The following is a 25,770-nucleotide window of genomic DNA, read 5'->3' on the forward strand; positions in this document are numbered from 1 at the left end:
TGGGAAGACCGTTAACCCACCAGGAGACGATGCGATGTACCGGCTGGCAAAACTTTCGCTGGCAAACAGGGCCCTGATCGCGCTGATCACCGTTTTTGCTTCGGTGTTCGGCGTGATCACCATGTCCTCGCTGAAGCAGGAGCTCATCCCATCCGTCGAGTTCCCGCGGATCACGGTCATCTCCGCCATGCCCGGGGCTTCGCCGGAAGTAGTGGACAAGCAGGTGAGCGGGCCTCTCGAAACCGCGCTGAACGGCGTCGAGGGGCTCGAGTCCACCTCGTCCACGTCACGCACCGGCGTCTCGCAGATCACCATGGTGTTCACGTACGGGTCCAACCTGGACCGTGCGCGGAACCAGATCGACCGCGCCATCTCCAACGCCAAGCGGTCGCTGCCGGATGACGTCCAGCCACAGGCAATCGCGGGGAGCATCAGCGACTTCCCCATCGTTTTCCTGGCGGTCTCTTCGGACAAGCCGCTCAGTGAGCTGAACGCCGATCTGCAGCGGCTCAGCGTCCCCCGGCTCCAGAAGCTCGACGGCGTCAGGGGCGCCGACGTCACCGGCGGCGCCACCCAGCACATCCAGATTCTTCCCCGTCCCGATGCCATGGCGGCCAGGGGTGCCACCCTGGCGTCCATCAGCGATGCGTTGAAGAACAACGGTGCGCTGGTTCCTGCGGGCACCGTCGAGGAACAAGGGAAGACGCTCTCCTTGCAGATCGGCAGCCCCGTGGATTCGCTGGACGCAATCAAGGCCCTGCCGCTCGGCGGAGCGAAGGACGCAGCCACCATCGGCAGCGTGGCCGACGTCAGCATTCAAGACGATGTCCGCACCTCCATCACGCGGACAAACGGCAAGGAGACGCTTGCCCTTTCCGTGACCAAGAAGCCTGAAGGCGACACGGTGGCCATCTCGCACGCCGTGAAGGATTCCATCGGCCAGCTTGAAGCCGAACTCGGATCCAATGCCAAGTTCACCCCGGTGTTCGACCAGGCCCCGTTCATCGAGAAATCCATCAAGGACCTCACCACGGAGGGCCTGCTGGGCCTCGGCTTCGCAGTGGCTGTGATCCTGGCTTTCCTGATGTCCGTGCGGTCCACGCTGGTCACGGCAGTGTCGATTCCGCTGTCCCTGCTCATCACGTTCATCGGGCTCTCGGCGACCGGGTACTCCCTGAACATCCTGACCCTCGGGGCCCTCACCATCGCGATCGGACGCGTGGTGGACGACTCGATCGTGGTCATCGAGAACATCAAGCGGCACCTCAGCTACGGCGAGACCAAACTGGCCGCCATCCTCACGTCAATCCGCGAGGTGGCCGGCGCCATCACCGCGTCCACCCTGACCACGGTGGCCGTCTTCCTGCCGATCGCCTTCGTCGGGGAACTGGCCGGCGAGCTGTTCCGGCCCTTCGCCCTGACGGTGACCATCGCGCTGCTCTCATCCCTGCTGGTCTCGCTCACCATCGTCCCGGTGCTGGCCTACTGGTTCCTGAAGGCCCCGGCCGCCGGCGCAGGTGCCGCGCTGTCCGACGGAGCAGCCCGGGAGGCCGCCGCCAAGGCCCATGAGGCGGAGCAGCGCAGTCCGCTCCAGCGCGGTTACCTGCCGATCCTCAACAAAACCCAGAAACACCCTGTCGTCACCCTCATCGCGGCCGTCCTGGTTCTGGGCGGGACGGCAGCCATGACGCCGCTGCTCGCCACCGACCTGCTGGGCCGCTCCGGCGAGAACAGCATGACGGTCCGCCAGGTCCTGCCCGCGGGAACCAGCCTGACGGAGACCAGCGCAGCCGCCGTGAAGGTCGAAGAAGTACTGCGGAACATCGACGGCATCAAGGATGTCCAGGTCACGTCGGGCAACGCGCAGACTGGCTTCGCTGCCCTGACCTCCAGCGGTGCCTCCAACTCGACGTTCACTGTAGTCACCGAGGAGAAGGCCAACCAGGCCCGGCTCCAGGACACCGTCCGCAGCGAGCTGACCGGGCTCAGCGACGCCGGCAAAATCTCGGTCGGCTCCCAGCAGGGCGGCTTCGGCACCACGTCCACGGTGGACATCACGCTGAAGGCCGCCAACTCCACGGACCTCAGGGCTGCGAGCGATGCCATGGTCACGGCCATGGAAGGTGTTCCGGGCAGCACGGAAGTGGCCACCAACCTCGCGGCCAGCCAACCGGTGGTGCAGGTGAGAGTGCACCGCGCAAGGGCTGTCGCTGCCGGGCTGAACGAAGAACAGGTGGCGGGCGTCCTGGCCTCCACCATCAGCCCGCTGCCCGCGGGGACTGTGCGGATCGACACCAATGACTTCCCGGTCCAGATCGGCGAAGGCACGCGCTTCACGAGCATCACAGCCGTACGGAACATTCCGCTGCCGGCACCGGGCGGTGCCGTTCCGCTGGGAAGCATCGCCTCGGTGGAGCAAGTGGAGGTGCCGGTTTCCGTCACCGCCAGCAACGGCCAGCGCACCGCACGGGTCTCGGTGACGCCGTCGGGCGCCAATCTGGGTGCCGTGAGCGCCGAGGTGCAGAATCGGCTCAAGGGGGTTGACCTGCCGGCGGGCGTCACCGCCGAGATCGGCGGTGCCACCACGCAGCAGACGGAGTCCTTCCAGCAGCTGGGGCTGGCCCTGCTGGCGGCCATCGCCATCGTGTACGTGATCATGGTGGCAGCCTTCAAATCGCTCCTCCAGCCCCTGATCCTGCTCGTGTCCGTCCCGTTCGCGGCCACAGGCGCCGTGGCACTGCTGCTGGTCACCGGCGTGCCGCTGGGCCTGCCGTCCCTGATCGGCATGCTCATGCTGGTGGGCATTGTGGTGACCAACGCGATTGTGCTGATCGACCTGATCAACCAGTACCGGCAGCCCCGGACCGGCACCTCCGGAATAACTTCGCCCGGAATGAACGTGGCCGATGCCATCACCCACGGAGCGCGGCAGCGCCTGCGCCCCATCCTGATGACCGCGCTGGCCACAGTGTTCGCCCTGACGCCCATGGCACTTGGCCTGACCGGCGGCGGCGGGTTCATTTCGCAGCCCCTGGCCATCGTGGTGATCGGGGGGCTGGTCTCCTCGACGGCGCTGACGCTGGTGCTGGTGCCCGTGCTGTACCGGCTGGTGGAAGGACGCCGTGAAAAGAAGGCGCTGCTCCGGGCGATGCACGAACGTGCCGATTTCGGTCCGGCAGACGACGTCGACGCGGAATTCCGGGACTGGACCACAGGGATGGTGCCCAAAGTCTCCGGCCGCCGGGCCGCTGCCGGAGAGCCCGAATAGCACCTGTGCAACTGAACGACCACAACTGAAGAACGACAGCGCCTGTGCCACTGCGTGGTGCAGGCGCTGCTGTTTCACCATGTGTCAGCATGCGGGAATATCCTGCGGTGGCCGACGTTACACCGGGTGATAGATGCAAATGCATCTAAATCGGCTACACTGGGACAAAGACCCGGAGCAGTTCGGAACCGAAGGAAGGCACACCATGCAGATCGGCGTATTCAGCGTCAGTGACATCACCACTGATCCCACCACAGGCCGCACCCCCACGGAGAACGAGCGCATCAAGGCGTCCGTAGCCATCGCCAAGAAGGTCGAAGAGATCGGCATGGATGTGTACGCCATCGGCGAGCACCACAACCGGCCCTTCTTCTCGTCCTCCCCCACCACCACTCTGGCCTACATAGCGGCGCAGACAGAGCGAATCATCCTGTCCACCGCCACCACGCTGATTACCACCAACGATCCGGTGAAAATCGCCGAGGACTTTGCCATGCTGCAGCACTTGGCCGACGGCCGCGTGGACCTGGTGATGGGCCGCGGCAACACTGCGCCGGTGTACCCGTGGTTCGGCAAGAACATCCAGGACGGCATCGAACTGGCCATCGAGAACTACAGCCTGCTGCGCCGGCTCTGGGACGAGGACACGGTGAACTGGTCCGGCAAGCACCGCACGCCGCTGCAGAATTTCACTTCCACTCCGCGGCCGCTCGACGGCGTTGCCCCCTTCGTGTGGCACGGCTCCATCCGCACACCGCAGATTGCGGAAGTGGCTGCCTACTACGGCGACGGCTTCTTCGCCAACAACATCTTCTGGCCGAAGGAGCACTACCAGCAGCTGATCGGCCTCTACCGCGAGCGCTACGAGCACTACGGCCACGGCAAAGCGGACCAGGCCATCGTGGGACTCGGCGGACAGTTCTTCATGCGCAAGAACTCCCAGGACGCCGTGAAGGAGTTCCGGCCCTACTTCGACAACGCGCCGGTCTACGGCCACGGCCCCTCCTTGGAGGACTTCACCTCGCAGACGCCCCTGACCGTGGGCAGCCCGCAGGAAGTCATCGAGAAGACGCTCACGTTCCGCGAGTTCTTCGGCGACTACCAGCGCCAGCTGTTCCTGATCGACCACGCCGGCCTGCCGCTGAAGACCGTGCTGGAACAGCTGGACCTGTTCGGCGAGGAAGTGCTGCCGGTGCTGCGCAAGGAGTACGCCGCGCTCACGCCGGCCGACGTGCCGGAACCGCCCACGCACGCCGGCCGGGTGGCAGCGCGGCTGGCCGCCCAGGTGCAGGAGGACGGGCTCAGCACGCCGAAAGCGCAGGACGCCTGATGGCCGGCCGGCAGGGCGAGTCACCGGTCCGGCTCGCCGCCGAAACCTGGGAGTCGCTGTTCCGCGCCCAGGTGGCGGTGATGCGCAGGCTCCAGTCCGCGCCTGCTTTCAAGACGCTGCCCGTCAACGAATACGACGTCCTGTTCACCCTCTCGCGCTGCCCTACCGGTTGGCTGCGGCTGAACGAGCTGAATGACAATGTGCTGCTCAGTCAGTCCAGCCTCAGCAGGCTTGTGGAACGGCTGGAGAAGCGCGGGCTTGTGGAGCGGATGCCGGCGCCCCAGGACGGCCGCGGCGTCCTGCTGAAGCTGACGGATGCCGGCCGGGAGCTCCAGAAGCAGATCGGCCGGGAGCACGTACGCGACATCTCCGAGCTCCTGACGCCGGCGCTCACCCCGGCCGAACAGCGGGAACTGCTGCGGCTCACGGAGAAGCTGCGCGGTTCCGTCTCAGGGCGCTGAGAGTGCACGGTCCGCTGTCCGGCGGTTCAACGCCGCCGGACAGCAGGGCTTTGGACAGCAGGATCTTCAACAGCAGGATCAGGCGATGGCGACGAGCTTCGCAGGATCCTCCACGGGAAGTTCGCCGTGCACCACGGCGGTCACGCGAAGCTCGCGCAGGGACAGGCTCCCGCCCACCGTGGACAGGAACGCCGTGTCGGAGGAGTCCCGGCCGGCGGTGATCCTGAGCATGCTCTCCCGCGGCGCCAGCCCGGTGGGATCAATGACGTGCCAGGCGCCGTTGACGTAGGCCTCGGCCACGGCGTGGAAGTCCATCGGGCTGAGCCCCGGGGCGTAGACCGCAACGAGCCGGGTCGGGATGTCCTTGGAGCGCAGCAGCGCTATGGCGAGGTGCGCGAAGTCCCGGCACACGCCGCGGCGGTGCAGGAGCGTCTCCACGGCCCCGTCCGTCCCGCGCGAGGATCCGCTGACATAGCGGAGCTCGCTGAACACCCAGTTGCGGACAGCATGCAGGAGCTCTTCCCCCTGCAGGCCGCCGAATTCCGCATACGCCGTAGGGAGCAGCCGGTCGGACTCCACATAACGGCTGGGGCGGACGTAGCGGATGAGCTCCATGCGGTTCGGCTCTTCCGGAACTGCCACTCCGGAAACGGTGGCCGTGTAGTCCACAGTGACTTCCGTGGGTTCCGCAAACTCCATGTAGTGGAAGCGTCCGCCGTGGTGGTCGGACAGTTCCGTCACGGGAACCTGGTCCGGCCCCGCGGCCACAGACAGCGTCTCATCGAAGGACGAATAGCCCGCATTCCTCGCGACGGCAACGGCCAGTGCCACTTTGGTTTCGGCTGCGGTCTTGAACACGAGCCGGGCGGCCACGCTGCGTTCCATGTATCTCCGGGGTGTGAGGTAGCGGCAGAACAGCCCCGGTGCCGGCCGGTCGGTTTTACAGGCGGGCGGCGGGACTAACTTTTGATCTTCAGAGACATTAGCATCCGCTGGACATTCGCGAATTCGGAACCCTCGTTGACGTATTTGGCAGCCTGGTCCAAGGTGTCGAAGGCCTTGGCCGGGGCCACTTTCTCATCCGTGGCGAAGGCCTTGAGCGCGGTCAGGTCGCCGAATGAAACGTCACCTTTGCCCGCGGGGCCGCGGACAACGTTCTGCAGAGCGCACGCCTTGCCGTCGCCTCCTCCCACCACGTTGGTGATGCCGTAGGAGCCAAAGAACCGGTATCCGTGGACCACGCGGAACACGACATGCGGGGCGATCAACCCCTCGCCCTCACGGTGTGGCAGGTCCAGCGGGACGCTACTGACCACGGTGTACGCCTTCCGGGCCGCTTCGGCACAGGCGGCAGCAGAAGGTGACGGCAGGCCGGTCTGCAGCGTGGCCAGGTAGTTGCCCTTGGCATCCTTGACCTCGACCTTGAGGGCCCCCGGAAGTGTCCCCTGGTCCGGTGTGATTTATTGGGCAATCCAGTCCTGCGGCAGTTCAAAGCTGACGTTCTTCGCGGAGTCCGAAAAGACCTTCCACGCCGACGCCGTTGCTCCGGCGGACGCGGATTCCGTCGCGGTTGCCGAAGGGGCCGTGCCGGTGGCCGTTGCGCCGGGGGTCGCCGCCGGCGCCGACGACGAGGTGCCCTCCGCCGTCGGACTCTCCGATGGGCTGGAGCCCGCCGTCCAGGCGGGAGCACCCTTGCCCTCACCGCTGCAGCCTGACATGACGGCGGCGGCCACCATCAACGCCGCGCCAAACCGGGTCCTGCGGGCTACTGCCTTCCCTGTCATGAGGCAAGCGTAGCGGGGCGTCCGCCGCAGCCACTGTGTTGCTGCCCGGAGTGTTGCCGCGCCGCACATTGCCGGCGGGCGGTCCCGCCTGCAAAGAGGGCTAGGCTGGGGACATGGCGGAACAGGACTTTGACGCGGACCAGGACAGCGTGGCGAACATCTCGGCCCTGGACATTGCCGACTGGCGGATCCGTACCTTCGCCATGTACCAGCATGTCCGGCGGATCGCCGTGGACAGTCCTGCCGAGGCCCACTCATACTGGCGCCAGGAACGGGACCGGATGTTCGGGACCCACCCCGCCTCCGCGCTCACGGCGGAAGACAAGGCCATGTTCAGCGGTCTGCGGACCGCCGACTATGATCCCATCTACAGGTTCCACGTGCCCCTGACCAAGGAGGGCGCCGGGCGGGAAATGAACGTTGAGACCGGGACCGACGGCGTCGTCAGGTTTGTGCGCCTCGGCACCTTCGACCTTCCCGAGATGGGCCAGCTGGCCGTCTGGAAACTTCAGGGTTACGGCGGCGGCATTTTCGTGCCGTTCCGGGACGCGACGGCGGGGCAGCCCGGCGGCAGCTACGGCGCCGGACGCTACCTGCTGGACACTGTCAAGGGAGCCTTCCACGGCGTCCTGGGATCAGGGCCGGACGCCGAATTCGTCCTGGACTTCAACTTCGCCTACAACCCGTCCTGCGCCTACAACGAAGCCTGGGCCTGCCCGCTGGCGGGTCCCTCCAACAGGCTTGCTGTGGAGATCCCCGTCGGCGAACTCTACTGACGCATGCTCCGCAGATGCCCGGCGATTCCCCGCCGCTTCCCCGCCGCTTCCCCGCCGCTTCCCCGCCTGAAAGGGAACCGTAAGGAATTTCCCGGGACGTTGCCCGCGACCCCGCCTAGCCTTGGACTATGACGAAACCCCGACGACGCTTGGTGCTTGTCCTGATCTCGGCCGCGTTCCTCGTGGCGCTTGTCGTGGCACTGGGACTGTTCCAGCCATGGCGGCTGTTCACGAGCAGCTCGATCGATGAACCGCTGGCGGACGGCTCTGCCGTCACAGGGCCCGCTGCTTCTGCAGGTGAAGCTTATGCAGGTGCGGCTTCGGCACAGCCTGTTCCGCCGTCGGCAGGTCCCGTCCCCTCCACAGCAGACACCCGGCCCACGGTTCTGGCCGCGGGGCAGTTCCAGTCCCAGGAACATTCAACCAGCGGCAGCGCCAGCCTGATACAACTGCCCGACGGTGCGCACGTGATCCGGCTTGAGAACCTTGCCAGCAGCGACGGTCCCGACGTCAAGGTGTGGCTCAGCGACCGCGAAGCCGGCGGGGACTGGTACAAGTACCGTTCCGGAAAGTACCTTGACCTTGGCCCCGTGAAGGCAACACACGGCAACCAGAACTACGCCGTCCCGCCAGGCACGGACCTCACCGGCCTCAAAACCGTGGTCCTGTGGTGCGACAGGTTCAGCGTGGCGTTCGGATCCGCAGCCCTCGGCTGAGGAGCCAGCCGTGCAGGACGAGTGCCGACGAAAAACCACGCCCGCCCCTCCGCAGGGAAATAGGATGTCATGATGACCGCCACCGAGACACGCCGAATTGCCCGAGTCCGTCCGCACTCCCCTGTCTCTGAGCTGGAACAGTACTTCGTGGCCAATGACGCGCCGGACTTCGGCAGCCATGCGGGCAAAGTCTGGACCATCATCGACAGCCCCTTTCCCGGATCCCGGGCGAACGCCGCAAGCCCGCCGCGGGCCGGCTGGGAGCAAGGCTCCGCCGTCGGCGAGGACTCCTTCACGTTCCTCGCACCCAGCGTTCCTGCCAATGTCCTGGGCATGGCGCACAACAACGGCCAGGCGGGCCGGGACCTTCCTCCCCAGGCCTTCCACAAGGCGGCCACCAGCGTAGTGGGACCCGGCGACGCCATTGAACTCCCGCCGGGAGTGGGGCACGTGGACCCGGAAGCGGAACTGGCCATCGTCGTCGGGCGCAAGGCGCGCGGGTTAACGCCGGAGAACGCACGCGAGGCGGTCCTCGGCTTCACCATCGGCAACGACGTCACGGCACGGGAGCTGCAGAAGTCGGACGAGCTGTGGATCAGCGCCAAGAGCCAGGACACGTTCACGCCGGCCGGACCGTGGATCGTCACGGGTCTGGACAGTGCGGCGCTTTCCATCGGCATCGTGCACAACGGCACCGGACTCCGGGCCGCCAGCTCGGCTGACCTCGGTTGGGGAGTGGACGAAATCCTGGTCTATCTGACCTCCTTCATGACGCTTTATCCCGGTGACCTGGTCCTCACGGGATTCCCCGCCGAAAGCGCGCGGCTGCACCCCGGGGACACCGTCACCTGCCGGGTGGAAGGAATTGGTGAATTAACGAACCCGGTAAGGGAGCACGCCTGACGGGTTCCGCCGGGCTGGTGTGGCAGGCTTGGGCGATGGAGTCACCTGCCGCGGCCGCCGCCAGGACCGTCCCTACCGGCGCCACGACGGTCCCTACCAAAGAGGGCTCCCGGCGCCGGCCCGCCACGAAGCATTACCGCGGCATCCTTCGGTTTCCCGCTGTCCGGCAGCTCCTGCGGTTCACAGGGGTGGGCATCGTGTGCACGGTGACATCGCTGGCCCTGTACGCCCTGCTCCGCCCCTGGCTTGGGCCCCAGCCGGCCAATGCCGCCGCCCTGATCATTACGTCGTTGATGAACACCGCCCTGAACCGGCGTCTGACGTTCAAGATCGCCGGGCGCGGGAAAATTGCCAAGGACCACTTCAGCGGCCTGGTTGTCATTGTGATTGCGCTGGTGCTCACGGGCGGCAGCCTCGGCGTGCTGCACTGGTTCAACCCGGACGCCGGCATGTCGAACGAGCTGCTGACCACCACGCTGTCCGGCTTCCTGGCCACTGCGGTGCGCTTTGTCCTGCTTCGCCACTGGATCTTCCGCCGCGCACGGCACCGCTGACAGCTCGCACCGGACTGCGCCGGCAGTAGAAGACGCTAGCGGATGCCGAGGGTCAGGACACTGCCCACGGCGTTCCGGACGGCTGCGGCCGCTTCGTGCAGTTCGGCCGCCGTCACAGCGGCATCAAAGCTGAAGCGGACAGCAGTCTGGGCAACCTCGGCCGGAATGCCCATCGCGAGCAGCACCGGCGAGGCCGCATCGGACCCGGCAGCGCAGGCCGACCCGCTGGAGCACACCACGCCCTGCCGCTCCAACTCGAGTAGCACTGACTCCCCGCTGGTGCCGGGAAAGCAGAACGAAGCCACTGAGGGCAGGCGGTCGGTGGGATGTCCTGTCAGTTGTGCCCCGGGAACTCCGGCCAGGACCTCCCGGATGAACCCGTCCCGCAGCGCCGCAACGTGCACGGAGAAGCCCTGTTCAGGGCGGACCAGCCCCAGCGCGGTAGCCAATGCCACGGCACCGGCAACATTTTCCGTTCCCGAACGGCGGCCTCGTTCCTGCCCGCCGCCATGGAGCAGGGGTTCAACGCGGGTGCGGCTCCGGACATACAGCGCCCCGTTGCCTTTCGGCGCACCCAGCTTATGGCCGGAGATGCTCATGGCGTCCACGCCCAGCAGCTTCGTGTCCAGCGGCAGCCAGCCTGCGGCCTGGACAGCGTCCGTGTGGAACGGAATGCCGCGGTCACGGCAGAGGCCCGCAAGTTGCCGGATCGGCTGGACGGTGCCCACTTCATTGTTCGCATACATGATGCTGACCAGGGCAGTCTCCGGGCGGAGCAAGGCCGCCAACGCCTCGGGTGTGACCTGGCCGAAGCCGTCCACCGGCACGATGTCAACGGCAAATCCGTGGAACCGTTCGAGGTACCGTGCCGATTCCTCCACGGCGGGATGTTCGACGGCGCTGATCACCACGCGGTTAAGGCCCGGATCCGCTGCCTGCCGTGCCAGCGCCATGCCCTTGACCGCGAGGTTGTCCGCCTCGGTGCCGCCGGAGGTGAAGGTGATTTCTGCCGGCCGGCAGTTGAGCGCCGCGGCGGTGGCCGCGCGGGCATTCGCGAGCGCCGTCGCCGCGGACTCACCCAGCGAGTGGTGGCTGGAGGGGTTTCCGAAGTCGCCGGTGAGGTAGGGCCACATGGCCTCGAGCACTTCCCGGCGGACCGGTGTGGTGGCTGCAGCGTCCAGGAAAATCATGGCTGCCTCAGCCCACCGTCAGTTCAACGTCCAGCAGTTCAATGTCGAGGCCCAGGTCGAGGGCGATGACGCTGTGCGTGAGGCCCCCAATGGAAATGACGTCCACTCCGGCGGCGGCGATCGCGGCCACCGTCTGGAGGTTGACGTTGCCGCTTGCTTCCACCCGCGCGCGGCCGTCCACCAGGGCCACGCCGGCTGCCAGTTCCTCTGGCGTGAAGTTGTCCAGCATGATGGTGTCGACACCCGCAGCGAGGACCGGCTCCACCTGGTCCATCCGGTCCACTTCAACCTCGAAGTGGGTGGTGTGGCCCAGCTGGGCCCGGGCCGATTTCAGCACTGCGGTGAGTTTCGCCGGATCGCCGCCGGTGATGACCGCGAGGTGGTTGTCCTTGGCCAGCACGGCGTCAGACAGGCTGAAGCGGTGGTTGGCGCCGCCGCCGCAGCGCACTGCGTAGCGCTCCAGAACGCGCAGCCCCGGCGTCGTCTTCCGGGTATCGGTGATCCTGGCTTTGGTGCCCTGGACCAGGTCCACGAACTCGGCCGTCTTTGTGGCGATCGCGCTCATCCGCTGGACCAGGTTCAGCGCCACCCGCTCCGCCAGCAGCACCGCCCGGGCGTTGCCCGTGACGCGCGCCAGATGCGTCCCCGCGCTGAACCTTTCGCCGTCCGCCACGAGCAATTCGATGACGGCGTCCGGGTCGGTGAGCTTCATGGCGGCCGCGAAGACGGCTCCCCCGCTGAGGACGCCGGAAACACGGGCGTTCAGCACGGCCGTCGCGCGTGCGTCCGCCGGGATGAGCACCTGCGAGGTGATGTCGCCGTAGGGGGCGTCCTCGGCGAGCGCAGCGCGCAGCACAGCCTGCACCGCGGCCTCGGGAAGGCTGCCGGTGAGCTCAGCGCCCGTCAGGGCCGGCGTTTGCTGGACGGTGGTGGTCATGAGGAAATCCTTTGCATGGAATGGGTGGGGGCCGGCGCGTGGTCCGCATCGGCACGGTAGTGGGCGCCCACGGAGACCGTCCGCTGACGGGCAGCGGCCACAAGCAACCGCGCAGCCAGCAACAAATTGCGGTCCTCGAACTCCCGCGGATCGGTCACGCCTACAAAGCTTTCAGGACGGATGACGGCGGCCCAGGCGGCAAGCGTGGCCGCCGCCTCCTGCAGCTGCTCCCCGCTGCGCAAAACCCCGGCGTGAGCAGTCATCAACCGCCGCAAGGCGTCACGGGAAAACGGCTCGAGGCCAGGAACAGACTCAGCAACTTCCTCGGCCACCGCCGATGAAGCACACTCCCCCCGGTCAAGGTCGCGGGACAGCGCTGCGGAAGCGTGCGTAAAAGAGAGGCCGCCAGCGGCCGAACTAGCACGCGGAGCAGTGGTGTCCCGCGACTCCGGATCAGCAAGGAACGCCTCAACGGCGCGGCGGCCGAAAACCAACCCTTCGAGCAGCGAGTTGCTGGCGAGCCTGTTGGCGCCCTGGGCGCCGGTGCAGGCGACCTCCCCTGCGGCGTAGAGGCCGGGGACGGAAGTGCGGCCGTGCAGGTCGGTGGACACCCCGCCCATCCAGTAGTGCGCTGCCGGTGATACCGGGAGCGGTTCGGCAGTCCAGTCGTAGCCGGCGGCCCTTGTGGCGGCGTTGATGGTGGGGAAGCGACGGGCCAGGAAACCGGAGCCGCGGGCGGCCTCTATCCCGCGGGCGTCCAGGAACACCGGGCTGTCCGCAGGGGCCCCGGTCCGGGCCAGGTGCAGCGCAATGCTGCGGGAGACGACGTCGCGCGGCGCCAGTTCGGCGTCGTGGTGGTAATCCGGCATAAAGCGGTGGCCGTCGGCATCCAGCAGCACCGCGCCTTCGCCGCGGACGGCTTCGGACACCAGCAGCGGCGGCGGTCCGCCTGCGGTCTCCTGCATCGCCATGGTGGTCGGGTGGAACTGGAAGAATTCGAGGTCGGCCACCGCGGCGCCGGCCCGCCAGGCGATTGCCAGGCCGTCCGCAGTGGCGACGGCGGGGTTGCTGGTGCGCGCGAAAACCTGGCCGGCGCCGCCGGTGGCGAGCAGCACACCCTCGGCCGGCAGGCTCGTCAGTTCACCGTTCTGCAGGTACTCCACGCCGCTGACGCTGCCCTCCGCCGTCGTCAGCCCGGTGACGAAAGCGCCTGTTTCGAGGCGCAGCCTGCCGCACACCGCCCTCTCCAGGACGGCCGCGATCAGTCCGCGGGCGATGCGCGCGCCGGTGGCGTCGCCGCCGGCGTGCAGGATTCGCGGCGCCGAATGGGCGGCCTCCAGGCCCAGGGCCGTGCCTCCCTGCGCGTCGGCATCGAAGATCACGCCGAACCGCCGCAGCCCCGCGATGTCCTGCACGGCTTCCGTGCACAGGATCCGCACGGCATCCGCGTTGTTTAGTCCGGCACCGGCCGCCAGCGTGTCGGCGATGTGGGCTTCGACGGAGTCACCGGGGGCGGCTTCGCCGGGTTCCAGCACGGCGGACACACCCCCCTGGGCGTAGAAGGTGTTGCTGTGTTCCAGCTGCCCCTTGCTCAGGAGCACCACCTCCGCCGCGGAGCTTCCCTCAGCGTCGGCTGCCAGAAGCGCAGCGTAGAGTCCCGCGATCCCGCTTCCCACCACCACCAGGCGGCGGGAAGGCCGGACGCTGTTGCGGGCCGCCCCGGGCCTGGTCACGGCCGCGCCGCCAGCATCCGCTCGAGGGCCACGCGAGCCGGACGGGCCACGTCGTCATCCACGGTGATGCGGTTCAGGGTTTCGCCGTTGACCAGCGCTTCCAGCACCCAGGCGAGGTAGCCCGGGTGGATCCGGTACATGGTGGAGCACGGGCAGATCACCGGGTCCAGGCAGAAGATGGTGTGCTGGGGATATTCAGCCGCCAGCCGGTTCACCATGTTGATCTCGGTGCCGATGGCGAACGTGGTGGGTTCCGTGGCAGCGGCAATCGCCTTCTTGATGAAGTCGGTGGAACCGGCGGAATCGGCGGCGTCCACAACTTCCATGGGGCACTCGGGGTGCACGATCACGTTGACGCCCGGGAAATCGGCGCGGGCCTTCTCGATCTGGCCCACGTTGAAGCGCTTGTGCACCGAGCAAAAGCCGTGCCATAGGATCACGCGGGAATCCAGCAGCGTCTGTTCGTCATTGCCGCCGAGGTCCTTGCGCGGGTTCCACATGGGCATCTGCTCCATGGGAACGCCCATGGCCTTGGCTGTGTTGCGGCCCAGGTGCTGGTCGGGGAAGAACAGCACGCGCTGGCCGCGCTGGAAGGCCCAATCGAGGACGGTGGCGGCGTTTGAGGAGGTGCAGACGATGCCGCCGTGATCGCCGCAGAAGCCCTTGAGCGCTGCGGAGGAGTTCATGTACGTGACGGGGATGACCGGAACGCGGCCGTCGGCGTCGGGCTCGGTGCCGTACAGCTCTTCCAGCTGCTCCCAGCATTCGGTCACCGAATCGATGTCCGCCATGTCCGCCATCGAGCAGCCGGCGGCGAGGTTCGGGAGAATGACTGCCTGGTCGGGCTTGGACAGGATGTCCGCGGTCTCCGCCATGAAGTGCACGCCGCAGAAGATGATGGCCTCGGCGTCCGGCCTGGTCAGCGCGGCGTTGGCCAGCTGGAAGGAGTCGCCCACGAAGTCGGCGTACTCAATGACTTCGTCCCGCTGGTAGAAGTGGCCCAGGATCACGGCCCTGTCTCCCAGGGTCGCCTTGGCGGCACGGATCCGGGCATCCAGTTCGGCGTCGCTGGCCTTCTTGTATTCCTCCGGCAGCTGACCCTGTCGGGGCGTGGCGGCAGGGGCAACGTCCGCGCTCGAGGCACCGGGGCCGTAGGCGGGAACGCCGGCGAGGGCCTCGGCCAGATCGTAGTCCCAGGGTCCGCGGGCCAGCGCCGGGCTGCAGGTCGCGGCGGTGCCTGCCAGGCCGAGCGCCTTCTGTTCGGCCTGTTCGCGAGTGATCAACTGGATTGCCGTGTTGACGCTGCTCATGGTGTGCTCCTGTTATCTGGGTCAAGGCCGGGGCGGCCGGTAAAGCGGTAGAGGCGGGGAGGGCGGTGTTTCCCGCCCTGCAGGTATTCGCCGGTTTCTTCGATTTCCGGCGTGGACTTGAGCTGGCGCCGGAAATTGGCGGGATCCAGCTCACGGTCCAGCACCGCTTCGTAGACTTCCCGGACCTGGGCGAGGGTGAAGTACTCCCCCAGCAGGTGGTAGGCCACGGAGCCGTAGGCGAGCTTGTTGCGCAGGCGCCAGAGTGCGTAGTCCACGATCGCGTTGTGGTCGAAGGCCAGGTCTCCGAGGCGGTCGGCCCGGAACCATTTGACGTTCTCCGATTCGTCCGCGAGCGCCGCTTCCGTGGGCTGCACCAGCGCCCAGTAGACGATGGACACCACGCGCTGCGTCGGGGATCGGTGGAGGCCGCCGAAGGCGTAGAGCTGTTCCAGGTATTTGGGTGCCAGCCCGGTGGTCTCGCGCAGGTTCCGGGACGCTGCGTCCTGAAGGGATTCGGCGTGGGTCAGCGGACCTCCGGGCAGTGCCCAGAGGCCCTTGAAGGGCTCCCGGATTCGCCGGACCAACGGGATCCACAGGGTGGGACGCCCCGACTTCGCACTCGGCCGCAGCGCGAAGATCACCGTGGAGATGGCCAACGACGGCGGTGCGGACTGCCGTTCGGCAACGTTTGCAGAGCTTGTGTACACGGCGGTTCACCCCGCTTTCCGCCCCGTGTCAACCGTGGGCGTTGTCCGGCACCCGCAGCAGGCGCTTTGGCTAGTTATAGTCAAACTGACTAGAACTAATGGTAAGGCCGCCCCGCCCTCTGTCAAAATGCTTCAGGTCACATTGCGGCGGCAGCTTCCAGCAGCGGGAGCGTGCGGCCCTGGAAATGCGTGTTCAAGACGATCACGGACGAGGACCTCAGCACGGTCTTCGTGGCGATCATGGCATCCAGGACCCGCTGCAGGTCCGGGTTGGACCGGGCCGCTATCCGGGCCATCAGGTCAAAGCTGCCGGACACCGTGTGGATCTCTATCAGTTCAGGGATGCGGGACAGTGCTTCGACGACGGCGTCGTGGCCAAGGTCCTGGTTGATGGTGAACGAACAGAAGGCAACCACCGGATAGCCGAAGTGGGCGGGGTCCGGCTGGGGAACCCACGGGCCGACCACCCCGGCCGACGCCATCCGGTCCAGCCGGGACTGCACAGTGGCGCGGGCAACTTTTAGCACCCGTGAGGCTTCCAGCACTGAAGCCCGGGGTGAATCGGTAAAGAACCGGACAATTTTTGCGTCCATGACATCCACGTTCATCGAATTTCCTTTCAGGCTGTCCGGCCAGGTCGCAAATCGCCGAATAATATGACGATATTCCTGCAAACTGCCACCATGCTCTCACGGACGGTGCGCGAAGAGGCCCGCCCGGGGCGGTAAATTCAACATGTCCCACGAGGACCTACCACACCGACCACAAGAAGGTTCGCAAGCATGACAATGAAGTCCATCGCAGAGCGCCCATCCACCACCCTCGGGCACAGCATGAAACCCCGCCAGCTCACCATGATGGGGCTGGGAAGCGCCATCGGAGCCGGACTGTTCCTCGGTTCGGGGGCGGGCATCCAGGCCGCCGGGCCCGCCGTGCTGATTTCCTACCTCGTGGCCGGCACGCTGATCATCCTCGTGATGTGGGCGCTGGGCGAGATGGCCGCGGCGAATCCGACCAGCGGCGCCTTCTCCGTTTATGCAGAAAGGGCGATGGGCAGGACAGCCGGCGCCACGGTGGGCTGGCTCTGGTGGCTGCAGCTGGTGGTGGTCATTGCCGCTGAAGCCCTCGGCGCGGCCGGACTCCTCTTCACCATCTGGCCGGTGGTTCCCGTCTGGGCGCTGGCACTGGTGTTTATGGCCCTCTTCACCGCCATCAACCTGGCGGGCGTGAACAACTTCGGCGAATTCGAGTTCTGGTTCGCCATCCTGAAGGTCGCCGCCATTCTGCTGTTCCTCGGCGTCGGCGCAGCGCTGCTCCTCGGACTCCTGCCGGACGTTGCGAGCCCCGGACTTGGCAACATCACCGGCAGCTTTGCGCCGGCCGGCCTCGGCGGAATCGCCACTGCACTGTTCGTGGTGATCTTCGCTTTCGGAGGCACGGAGATCGTGAGTGTGGCAGCCGCCGAAACCGAGAACCCCCGGCACAGCGTGGGACAGGCCGTGCGCACGGTGCTGTGGCGCATCCTGGTGTTCTACATCGGCTCGGTGTTTGTCATTGCCGCAGTCCTGCCGTCCACTTCCGAAGCCCTCGCCTCTCCGTTCGCCGGCGTGCTCGACGCCGCACGCATCCCCGGCGCCGGAACGGCCATCACGCTGGTGGCGGTCATTGCGCTGCTGTCCGCCCTGAACGCCAACCTCTACGGCGCCTCCCGGATGGCCTACTCACTGGCGGAACGCGGCGAAGCTCCCCGGTTCCTCGCCAGGCTCAACAAAGCCAGGGTGCCTGTGCTTGCGGTGGGCGTGTCCGTGGCCTTCGGCTTCATTGCTGCCGTGCTGGAGCTGCTCTTTCCGGAACAGATCCTCCCGGCGCTTTTCCAGCTGGTGGGCTCCACCTGCCTGATGGTCTGGGGCTCCGCCCTGGTCTCACAGCTGATCCTTCGCCACCGAGCCGACCGCGACGGCACCGAGCTTCCGCTCCGGATGAAGGGCTTCCCGGGCCTGACAATCTTCGGGCTCGTCCTGCTGGGGCTGATCTTCGCCGTCGGATTCAGCAACGCCGAAAGCAGCCGGCAGCTGGTCAGCACCATTGTCCTGATCGCAGCGATCGCCGCGGCCTGCCGGGTCGCCGCGAAGCTGACCAAGCAGCGGCAGGCCACCCCGCTCGACTAGCTGTACAAATTGCTAGACGGAAGCTGCCGCGCGGGAACAGTTTTCGACAGTCTGGCCAGCCAATCCTGAGCTGATTGCACAGCCTACGGCAGGTGACTATGGTCACAGCTATGGATACTTTGCCAACACCGGCCACCGGCAGCGAGGCCGTCCCGCTGTCCGGGCCCGCCGCCCCGCCGCTCACCGACGACGAGCTCCGCGCGCTGTATTCGCTGATGGTTTCGGTCCGGCACCTGGATACCTCGGCCATCGCGTGGCAGCGCCAGGGACTCATCCCCGGCTATGCCCCGGAGCTCGGCCAGGAGGCCGCCCAGGTGGGAAGCGGCTTTGCCGTGGACACCTCCCGCGACTTCGTGTTCCCCACCTACCGTGAACTGGGTGTGGCCCGTGCCATGGGGGTGGATATGGTGGCCTACATGTCCACCCACAAGGCCACGTGGCACGGCGGCCTGTACGATCCGCTGGAATCCCGGCTGGCCCCGATTCAGGCGGTGGTGGGCGGGTCAGTGCTCCACGCCGTGGGCTGGGCCCATGGCCAGACGCTGACCGGCCCCGCCGACGGCAGGCTCGGCGTGGCCATGGCCTACTTCGGCGACGGCGCCTCCTCGCAGGGCGACATCCATGAGGCGATGAACTTCGCTGCAGTCATGAAGGCTCCGGTGGTTTTCTTCGTCCAGAACAACGGCTGGGCTATTTCGCTGCCCACCGAACTCCAGGTGGCAGGCGGTTCGGTGGCCGGCCGCGCAGCCGGCTACGGCATTCCCGCGCTGCGGATTGACGGCAACGACGTCGTCGCCGTGGTGGACGCGACCCGGCGGGCCTTCGCCCATTGCCGGGCAGGCAACGGGCCCGTCCTCATCGAGGCCATGACCTACCGCCGCGGCCCGCACTCCACGTCCGATGATCCGGGCCGGTACCGTTCGCTCAACGAAGAGCGCGACGGCGCCGGGGAGGACCCGCTGGAGCGGTTCCGGCAGCGGCTGCTGGCCGACGGCGTGGCCGGCGAGGCCTTCTTCGCCGAAGCCCTCGCCGCGGCCAAGGCTGAGGAGGAAGAAATCCGTGCCGGCATCCAGGCCCTCGGGCCCCGGCCCGGCAGCGAAATGTTCGATCTGGTCTTCCAGGAAACCACGCCCGCACTGCGGGCCCAGGCAGCCAGCTGGCGCGAGGAGTCCGAACATGTCTGACGTCCTTCTTGAAAGCGAGCCCTCGATGGACAACCGGAGTCCCCGGCATGGAGTTGAACAGCTTTCCATGCAGCAGGCCCTGAACCTTGCCCTGGACGAAGTGCTGGCCGAAAACTCCAAGGCGCTTATTTTTGGTGAGGACTGCGGGCGGCTGGGCGGCGTTTTCCGCGTTACGGACGGGCTGCGGGCCAAGTACGGCAACGGCCGGGTGTTTGACACCCCGCTGGCCGAGTCCGGGATCCTGGGCATGGCCGTGGGCCTGGCGATGGCCGGCTTCCACCCGATCCCGGAGGTCCAGTTCGACGGCTTCGCCTACCCGGCGATCAACCAGATCGTTTGCCAGATCGCCCGGATGAACTACCGCAGCCGGGGAATCCTGCCCATGCCGATCACCCTGCGCGTGCCCAGCTTCGGCGGCATCCGCGCCCCTGAGCACCACGGCGAAAGCCTGGAGGCACTCTTCGCCCACGTCCCCGGCCTCAAGGTGGCGTCGCCGTCGAACCCGCACGAGGCCTACCATCTGCTCAAGTACGCGGCCACGCGTCCGGACCCTGTCATCTTCATGGAGCCGAAGTCCCGCTACTGGCAGAAGGGTGAGGTCCACTTCGACTCCGCGGATGCAACCAGTCCCCCTGACGGCAGTTCCCCCGGCGGCGGCTCCCCCACCGGGGCCAAGGTCATGCGCGAGGGCCGGCACCTGACCCTCGTGGCCTGGGGCGCCATGGTGGCCCGCTGCCTGCAGGTGGCCGGACTCGCCGCCGAGGACGGAATCGACATTGAGGTCCTGGACCTTCGCTGGCTCAAACCCATCGACGAAGCAGCATTGGAGGCGTCCGTGCGGAAGACGCGCCGCGCCGTCGTCGTCCACGAAGCGCCGCTGACCTCGGGGCTCGGCGCCGAAGTCGCCCAACTGATCACGCGGAGCTGCTTCGACACCCTCAAGGCACCCGTGGAGCGCGTCACCGGCTTCGACGTCCCGTATCCCTCCGGCGACCTCGAAGATGAATACATCCCCAACATCGACCGGATCCTCTTTGGCATCCAGCGAGTATTGGAGTACCGCCGTGGCTGAAATTTCCTTCCCGCTTCCCGATCTCGGCGAGGGCCTGATCGAGGCGACCGTGCTGGAATGGCTGGTTGCACCCGGCGACCAGGTTGAGCGCAACCAGCCCCTCGTCGAGGTGGAGACCACGAAATCCGCTGTTGAATTGCCGAGCCCGCAGGCGGGTAAGGTGGTGCGTATCCACGGCGGGCCCGGTGACAAGATCAATGTCGGCGAGCCCCTGATTGTGTTTGAGGTGCCGGACAACACCGCCGGCATCGTGGGCACGGTCCCGAAGGAAGAGGCACCAAAGCGCCGGGTCCGCCTGAGCGCCGTACTTGATGAGGACTGACATGATGAGCGGCAGGCATACCGGCGAGCAGCACCACCACACAGTGGAGGGTACCGATCCCCAGCTTTACGTGGAGGTGCACGAACCGGAAACCGATGCCGGGCTGAGGCCCGTCCTGCTGCTCCACGGTTTCTCCTCCTCCACCAAGCTCAACTGGCAGGACACCGGCTGGCTCGCTGCGCTGCTGGAGGCCGGGCGGCGCGTCATCACTGTGGACCTTCCCGGCCACGGCCGCAGCGGCGCACCGGAAGACATGGACTCCTACAGCCCGAGCAGGATCCGGGCGGACCTGCTGCAGGTGGCGTTCGACGCCGGCGTCCGGCCCCTGCAGGACGGCGACCCCGGCAGCGGGCTCGACCTGATCGGCTATTCGCTGGGATCCCGGCTTGCCTGGGAATTCGGCGCCACCCAGCCCGAACTGGTTCACCGGCTGGTGCTCGGGGGCCCCAACATCGCGGATCCGCTGGCGGCCTTCGACCTGGTGGCCGCGCAGCGCTATCTTGCCGACGGCACTCCCATCGCGGACCAGTCCACCGCCGGCCTGTTGAAGATGGCGCAGGGACTGCCCAGCAACAACATTTTTGCGCTGCTGTCACTCGTGGAAGCAATCAAGGGCGAGCCCTTCGATCCGGCCGAAGCCGTTCCGCACATGCCGATGCTCCTGGTGGCCGGGGACAAGGACGAACGCGCCGCAACCATGCCCGACCTCGCCGAGCTTGGAGCACAGTCCGGGGCGCTGGTGGAGCAGCTGCTGATTCCGGGCCGGAACCACAGCAACGTGATCACCAGCAGGGTCTTCAAGCAGGCGGCGGCGGAGTTCCTGGCCGTCTGAGCTGCGTTCCATCCGGCACAAAAGAGCGGCGGGCGGCAGACCTTAACAGGTCTGCCGCCCGCCGCTCTTCTTCCCCGGGACACGGATTCCCGAGGGATACTGCCTAGTGGCGGCTCACGCCGAGCAGGTTCCCCTTGGTTTCCTTGGCCAGCAGTACGCCGACGGAAGAAATGACGCACAGGATCATGATGTAGATACCAATGGAGCCGGTCCACTTGGTGCTCTGCAGCAGCGATTCGGCAATGGTGGCAGCGAAGGCGCCGCCCAGGATCGCTCCGAAGGCGTAGCCGATCGAGATGCCGGAGTAGCGGACGTTGGCTGGAAACATTTCCGCGTACATGGCGGACATCGGGCCATAGGACAGGCCCAGGCCGATGGTCAGGACGAACAGTGCCACCCCGTAGAGCAGGATGTCCCTGGTGTCGATGAGGGCGAACATGGGGATCATCCAGGCAAAGATGATGGCGTAGCCGGTCAGGAAGGTCTTGACCCGGCCGATCTTGTCCGACAGCCAGCCGCCCACAAGGGTGAAGATCAGCCAGCCGAAAGAGGCCAGCGTCGTGGCGAGCAGCACCTGCGGGGCAGGCATTTTCAGCGAGCGCGTTGCGTAGGAAATGAAGAATGCAATCAGGAGGTATCCGGCAGCGTTGTTGCCGATGAAGATCAGGGTCGAGTAGAGAACCGGTTTCTTGTGGTGGCGGACGAGCTCTCCCAGCGGAGCCTTGCTCTCTGCCTTGCGGGCAGCCATTTCCCGGAAGACCGGGCTTTCCGCAACAGCCCGCCGGATCAGGTAGCCCACCACAATCAGCACGATCGACAGCAGGAACGGTACGCGCCAGCCCCATTCGTCAAAATCGGCCTGCGACATGCCGCTGCGCAGGAAGAACAGCAGGCCGGTGGCGAGGATCATGCCCACCGGAACGCCGATCTGAGGGTAGGCGCCGAAGATTCCGCGCTTGCTCATCGGGGCATGCTCCACGGCCATCAGGGCTGCGCCGCCCCATTCACCGCCGGCGGAGAAGCCCTGGATGATCCGGAGGAGGATCAGGAGCACCGGAGCCAGAACCCCGATCTGGTTGTACGTGGGCAGCACGCCGATCAGCGCCGTGGCCGCCCCCATCATGACGAGGGTGAAGACCAGCATCGCTTTGCGGCCCAGTCGGTCTCCGAGGTGGCCGGCGATGACGGCTCCCAAGGGGCGGAAGAGGAAGCTGATGCCGATGAGCGCGAAGGACAGGATCTGCGCCAGTCCGGGGTTGGACTGCTGCAGCGGAGTGAGGAACAGCGGCGAGAGCAGGGTGCCCGTCAGCTGGGCAAAAATGAAGAAGTCGTACCACTCGATGGTGGTGCCGACCAGCGTCCCGGCGAGGACTTTGCGTTCCTCGCGCTTGCTGCTGGGACCCGTCTCTGAATCAACGTGTGAAGTTGCGGTCATTGGAACTCCGTGGCTGGGGGCAGTGCTACCGGAAAGTGCTACTACCGAGATGGATTGGCGCCGCGCGATTTACCGATCGAACGGTCAGTAGGTATGAGGATACTAGAGTATGTGATAAAGCGCACATAAATCTTGCCGCGGTCAGTCCTGCCGGTGGAGGAACTCCCTGAGGCGGGCGCGGACCGGCTCCCGGTCGTAGCTGTTGACGAGGGCGCCGGCCATCCGGACCGGATCCCCGAAGAAGAAGTACTCATAGAGGGACTGCCGGCCGGAGAAACCGGAAATTGAGGCGTCAAAGGCCAGTTTGAACAGGCGGACGCGCTCAGGGCCGGTCAGGGTCTTGCCCTGCAGGTACATGTCGATGTCCGCCCTGGCCTCGCTGTTGAGGTCAGCCTCGCCCGGCAGCGCCATGAGTCCGGAGGCGGAGAATTTGCGGATGATCTGCGGAAAGCGCTGGGCGATTTTGGGGTACCAGTTCCGGGCCGCGTTCAGTGTGGACCACCTGGGCAGCATCACTCCGGCTTCGTTCAGCTGGGCGTCCGCCTCCGATGCACGCACCAGCGCCTTGCCGATTTCGACGTCGATGATCAGTTCCGCGATGTCCTCCTGGATGTGCTGGAATCCGTCGATGCCGATCGAATCGGCCAGCTCGGACGCCAGCCCGAGGAAGAACTCGCTCTTGGCGATGGTCCGGGTGACCACCTGGTGCGTCATCAGCGCACCCGCTCCGGTCTCCGTATAGAAGGCGTTGCAGAGCTGTGGATGGCCGAGCATGAAGATCCGCTCGCCCGGCACGAACACCTTGTCGAAAATCGCCACCGCATCCATCTCCTCGTAGCGCGAGGCGAGCGGCTCGTCATGGGTGCTGCCGCCGTTATACAGCGACGTACGGCAGAGGTACCGCAGGCCCGGCGCATCGTTGGGGATGGCAAACGCGAAGGAGTACGGCGCGTCCTCGGGAGTTCCCCGCAGCACCGTGGAGGGAAACACCAGGAGCTCGTCCGCAATCGGCGCGATCGTGGCCAGCATCCGGGCGCCGCTGACCACAATGCCGTCCTCCCGCTCCTCGACAATGCGCGCCGTCAGCTGTCCGCCCATCTGCTCGGACCCCGAAACAGAGCGGTTCACCTGCGGCGGGATGAGTGTATGCGTGGCCAGGACGTCGTTCTCGCGCGCCCACTCGTAGTATTTGCGGATGTTTTCGGCGAACTTCGGGCCCGCCTGCGCGAACCACTTCTCCGCCGTGCTGAGCGCCGTCAACGAGGAGTTCATGTAGTCTCCCGAGCGCCCGAGGAAGCCGTTGGAGGATTCCGCCCACGTGGAAATCGCCTTGCGCCGGCGCTGCAGGTCCTCGATGGTTTTCGGAACCAGGAACGACGCGTTCACCAGGTCACCGGTGGTTGGCGAGGGATACGTCAGGGCTTCCTGGTAGGCGGGGTCGTGCTGCATGTCGAAGAGTTTCGCGTAGGACCTGGCCACGTTGCGGAAGGCGGGGTGTTCGGCGATTTTTTCGCTGACAACTTCCCCGTCGATCACCACGTGCGGTGACATCGCATTGAGCTTGTCCAGGTACTGCCGGCCGGTACGGATACCCATTGTTTTCTCCAGTCGTCGTTGAACTGCACGGAGTTTGTTTTGTATTTCCCAGGCGTCGCAGGCCAGCTCTACAGAAGGTCTTCCATCCCCAGCTGGCTCTCCGGGATGGTGGTGAAGGTGCTGTTGGCGAACGCCAGGGCGTCCCCGCTGCGGTAGTTGAAGTCCACCACTTCGCCGAGGTACAGGGTATGGTCGCCCCCGTCGTATTCGGCCCAGGGCTTGCATTCGAAGTACGCGAGGACGTTGGAGAGGCGCGGCGCCGTTCCGCCTTCCACCCACCGCGGTTCGGGTCCGGGGCGCCCGGCGAAGTGCAGGGCCAGCTGCCGCTGTTCGGCGCCGAGAATATTCACGGTGAAGGGACGGCCGGCCAGCTCGTCATGGGTCTTGGCAGTGCGGGCAATGCTCACCAGCACCAGGGGCGGCTCCATGGAGACGGACGTGAACGAATTGACGGTGATGCCGTGGCGCTTGGTGACGCCGTCGAATGTCACAATCGCGACGCCGGTGGCAAACCTGCCCAGGCTGCCGCGGAAATGGTGCGACCTCGGGGCGGTCGCCCTGCCGGCAACCTCGGGAACCTCTCCTGACCGGGGGGTGGCAATCATCGTTGATCCCTTGGATTGTCTGTTCTATATTTGAACTATTCTATAGTTGAACATATAGTTCCCATTTGGAACGCTAACTCAAAGTGACGTGCAACACAAGACCCGCCGGGCAGTGCACCGATCCCCCGCCTAGGATGGACAGCATGACTCAGACTGCCGGCACCGCACGGGCTGCGCCCGCCCAGGCCTCCCCCTCCCAGACGCTCTCGCGCGGAATCCGCGCGCTGGAAATCCTGGCGGAAGCCGAGCAGCCGCTCACTATCGCGGAACTAGCGGACGCGATGGGGGTCCACCGTTCCGTGGCCTACCGGATCCTGCGCACCTTGGAAGACCATTCGCTGCTGGTCCGGGACGACGCCGGGAGGGTCCAGCCGGGTCCCGGCCTGGCCGTCCTGGCGCGCGGGGTTTCACGCAATCTGCAGGCCGCGGCCCTGCCGGAGCTCACCCAGCTTGCCAACACCCTGAACATGACGGCCTTCATTGCGGTCTGGGACCACCAGGACTGCATCACGCTCGTCACGGTGGAGCCCAGGCACTCGGCTGCCACCGTTGTCCAGCACCCCGGTTCACGGCACCCTATCAGCGCCGGCGCCCCGGGCATCGCCATCCAGTCGGCATTGACGGAACAGGCCTGGAACGTGCTGGCACCCGACATCCCGTACCGGGCCGAGGCGACCGAAGCCCGGAAGCGCGGCTACGCGGCCAGCCACGATGAAGTCATCGCCGGGGTTTCCTCGCTGGCGGCCCCCATCAACGTGCCCGGCGGCCGCCCTGCTTCGGTCGCCGTCGTCTACATCCGCTCCACTCAGGATCCTGCTGAAGTCGCGGCAGCCCTGACCTCGAGCGCCGCACGCATCGAGAAGCAACTCCTCTAGGGGCAGCGGCCG

25 protein-coding genes are annotated in these 25,770 nt (G+C 66.4%); 14 read left to right on the plus strand and 11 right to left on the minus strand.

The features are described 5' to 3' along the window. Positions 1–34 precede the first annotated feature (34 nt). From J7I92_RS10830 to J7I92_RS10840, 3 genes are all read left to right on the plus strand, one after another. Positions 35–3,268, plus strand: a complete 3,234-nt coding sequence (locus J7I92_RS10830) for an efflux RND transporter permease subunit (protein ID WP_214840348.1) — start codon at positions 35–37, stop codon at positions 3,266–3,268. Between the two features lie 205 nt (positions 3,269–3,473). Further along, on the plus strand, positions 3,474–4,598 hold the full coding sequence (locus J7I92_RS10835) for an LLM class flavin-dependent oxidoreductase (RefSeq protein ID WP_214840349.1): 1,125 nt from the start codon (positions 3,474–3,476) through the stop codon (positions 4,596–4,598). Beyond that, a complete protein-coding gene (locus J7I92_RS10840; RefSeq protein WP_214840350.1) occupies positions 4,598–5,059 on the plus strand; it encodes a MarR family winged helix-turn-helix transcriptional regulator in 462 nt (153 codons plus the stop codon). Before J7I92_RS10835 ends, J7I92_RS10840 begins: the two co-directional genes overlap by 1 nt. A 78-nt stretch (positions 5,060–5,137) precedes the next feature. Here J7I92_RS10840 and J7I92_RS10845 read toward each other — a convergent pair whose 3' ends face one another. Together J7I92_RS10845 and J7I92_RS24370 are read right to left on the minus strand one after the other, a co-directional pair. After that, complete coding sequence (locus J7I92_RS10845) at positions 5,138–5,944, minus strand: transglutaminase family protein (protein ID WP_214840351.1); 807 nt, start codon at positions 5,942–5,944, stop codon at positions 5,138–5,140. 74 nt (positions 5,945–6,018) lie between these two features. After that, complete coding sequence (locus J7I92_RS24370) at positions 6,019–6,375, minus strand: hypothetical protein (protein WP_311380262.1); 357 nt, start codon at positions 6,373–6,375, stop codon at positions 6,019–6,021. Positions 6,376–6,514: 139 nt separating this feature from the next. On the opposite strand from J7I92_RS24370, the gene J7I92_RS24375 reads away from it, so the two are divergent. From J7I92_RS24375 to J7I92_RS10870, 5 genes are all read left to right on the plus strand, one after another. Then, positions 6,515–6,856: a hypothetical protein gene (locus tag J7I92_RS24375; RefSeq protein WP_311380263.1), complete on the plus strand. Its 342-nt coding sequence runs from the start codon at positions 6,515–6,517 to the stop codon at positions 6,854–6,856. Positions 6,857–6,956: 100 nt separating this feature from the next. Continuing rightward, entirely contained in the window at positions 6,957–7,619 is a 663-nt protein-coding gene (locus J7I92_RS10855; protein ID WP_214840352.1) for a DUF1684 domain-containing protein, read from the plus strand. 128 nt (positions 7,620–7,747) lie between these two features. Next, a complete protein-coding gene (locus tag J7I92_RS10860) occupies positions 7,748–8,335 on the plus strand; it encodes a DM13 domain-containing protein (protein ID WP_214840353.1) in 588 nt (195 codons plus the stop codon). A 72-nt stretch (positions 8,336–8,407) separates the two neighbouring features. Beyond that, complete coding sequence (locus J7I92_RS10865) at positions 8,408–9,238, plus strand: fumarylacetoacetate hydrolase family protein (RefSeq protein WP_214840354.1); 831 nt, start codon at positions 8,408–8,410, stop codon at positions 9,236–9,238. 35 nt (positions 9,239–9,273) lie between these two features. Next, positions 9,274–9,792 carry a GtrA family protein gene (locus J7I92_RS10870; RefSeq protein WP_214840355.1) on the plus strand — a complete coding sequence of 173 codons (519 nt, stop codon included), beginning with the start codon at positions 9,274–9,276 and terminating at the stop codon, positions 9,790–9,792. A gap of 35 nt (positions 9,793–9,827) precedes the next feature. Here the strand turns inward: J7I92_RS10870 and J7I92_RS10875 are convergent, their stop codons facing one another. The 6 genes from J7I92_RS10875 to J7I92_RS10900 form a co-directional block, all read right to left on the minus strand. Continuing rightward, positions 9,828–10,982, minus strand: a complete 1,155-nt coding sequence (locus tag J7I92_RS10875; RefSeq protein ID WP_214840356.1) for a cysteine desulfurase family protein — start codon at positions 10,980–10,982, stop codon at positions 9,828–9,830. A gap of 7 nt (positions 10,983–10,989) precedes the next feature. Continuing rightward, on the minus strand, positions 10,990–11,919 hold the full coding sequence (nadC, locus tag J7I92_RS10880; protein WP_214840357.1) for a carboxylating nicotinate-nucleotide diphosphorylase: 930 nt from the start codon (positions 11,917–11,919) through the stop codon (positions 10,990–10,992). Next, positions 11,916–13,652, minus strand: a complete 1,737-nt coding sequence (gene nadB / locus J7I92_RS10885) for an L-aspartate oxidase (protein WP_311380265.1) — start codon at positions 13,650–13,652, stop codon at positions 11,916–11,918. The genes nadC and nadB overlap by 4 nt, the downstream gene beginning before the upstream one ends. Beyond that, positions 13,649–14,962 (minus strand): quinolinate synthase NadA, encoded by a 1,314-nt coding sequence (gene nadA, locus J7I92_RS10890; protein ID WP_214840358.1) that lies wholly within the window; start codon positions 14,960–14,962, stop codon positions 13,649–13,651. The genes nadB and nadA overlap by 4 nt, the downstream gene beginning before the upstream one ends. Further along, positions 14,959–15,669 (minus strand): NrtR DNA-binding winged helix domain-containing protein, encoded by a 711-nt coding sequence (locus J7I92_RS10895; protein ID WP_214840359.1) that lies wholly within the window; start codon positions 15,667–15,669, stop codon positions 14,959–14,961. Before J7I92_RS10895 ends, nadA begins: the two co-directional genes overlap by 4 nt. 137 nt (positions 15,670–15,806) lie before the next feature. Beyond that, on the minus strand, positions 15,807–16,277 hold the full coding sequence (locus J7I92_RS10900) for an Lrp/AsnC family transcriptional regulator (protein ID WP_214840360.1): 471 nt from the start codon (positions 16,275–16,277) through the stop codon (positions 15,807–15,809). Positions 16,278–16,451: 174 nt separating this feature from the next. Between J7I92_RS10900 and J7I92_RS10905 the strand changes: the two genes are divergently transcribed. The 5 genes from J7I92_RS10905 to J7I92_RS10925 all read left to right on the plus strand — a co-directional run bounded on the left by J7I92_RS10905 (position 16,452) and on the right by J7I92_RS10925 (position 21,247). After that, positions 16,452–17,837, plus strand: coding sequence for an amino acid permease (locus J7I92_RS10905; protein WP_214840361.1), 1,386 nt, complete (start codon positions 16,452–16,454; stop codon positions 17,835–17,837). Between the two features lie 110 nt (positions 17,838–17,947). Further along, positions 17,948–19,021, plus strand: a complete 1,074-nt coding sequence (locus J7I92_RS10910) for a thiamine pyrophosphate-dependent enzyme (protein WP_396020372.1) — start codon at positions 17,948–17,950, stop codon at positions 19,019–19,021. Positions 19,022–19,046: 25 nt separating this feature from the next. Continuing rightward, complete coding sequence (locus tag J7I92_RS10915; protein ID WP_396020374.1) at positions 19,047–20,093, plus strand: alpha-ketoacid dehydrogenase subunit beta; 1,047 nt, start codon at positions 19,047–19,049, stop codon at positions 20,091–20,093. Next, positions 20,086–20,415 (plus strand): biotin/lipoyl-containing protein, encoded by a 330-nt coding sequence (locus tag J7I92_RS10920; RefSeq protein ID WP_056426240.1) that lies wholly within the window; start codon positions 20,086–20,088, stop codon positions 20,413–20,415. The genes J7I92_RS10915 and J7I92_RS10920 overlap by 8 nt, the downstream gene beginning before the upstream one ends. Before the next feature lie 4 nt (positions 20,416–20,419). Next, positions 20,420–21,247 (plus strand): alpha/beta fold hydrolase, encoded by an 828-nt coding sequence (locus J7I92_RS10925; RefSeq protein ID WP_214840364.1) that lies wholly within the window; start codon positions 20,420–20,422, stop codon positions 21,245–21,247. 103 nt (positions 21,248–21,350) lie between these two features. Here the strand turns inward: J7I92_RS10925 and J7I92_RS10930 are convergent, their stop codons facing one another. From J7I92_RS10930 to J7I92_RS10940, 3 genes are all read right to left on the minus strand, one after another. After that, positions 21,351–22,682: an MFS transporter gene (locus tag J7I92_RS10930; protein ID WP_214840366.1), complete on the minus strand. Its 1,332-nt coding sequence runs from the start codon at positions 22,680–22,682 to the stop codon at positions 21,351–21,353. 141 nt (positions 22,683–22,823) lie between these two features. Then, on the minus strand, positions 22,824–24,278 hold the full coding sequence (gene hpaB, locus J7I92_RS10935; RefSeq protein ID WP_214840368.1) for a 4-hydroxyphenylacetate 3-monooxygenase, oxygenase component: 1,455 nt from the start codon (positions 24,276–24,278) through the stop codon (positions 22,824–22,826). Positions 24,279–24,346: 68 nt separating this feature from the next. Further along, positions 24,347–24,883 (minus strand): flavin reductase family protein, encoded by a 537-nt coding sequence (locus J7I92_RS10940; RefSeq protein WP_214840369.1) that lies wholly within the window; start codon positions 24,881–24,883, stop codon positions 24,347–24,349. Between the two features lie 143 nt (positions 24,884–25,026). Between J7I92_RS10940 and J7I92_RS10945 the strand changes: the two genes are divergently transcribed. Next, positions 25,027–25,758: an IclR family transcriptional regulator gene (locus tag J7I92_RS10945; RefSeq protein ID WP_214840370.1), complete on the plus strand. Its 732-nt coding sequence runs from the start codon at positions 25,027–25,029 to the stop codon at positions 25,756–25,758. Positions 25,759–25,770: the final 12 nt, after the last annotated feature.

It is taken from the genome of Arthrobacter sp. ISL-72 (genome assembly GCF_018613755.1).
Lineage (GTDB): Bacteria > Actinomycetota > Actinomycetes > Actinomycetales > Micrococcaceae > Arthrobacter.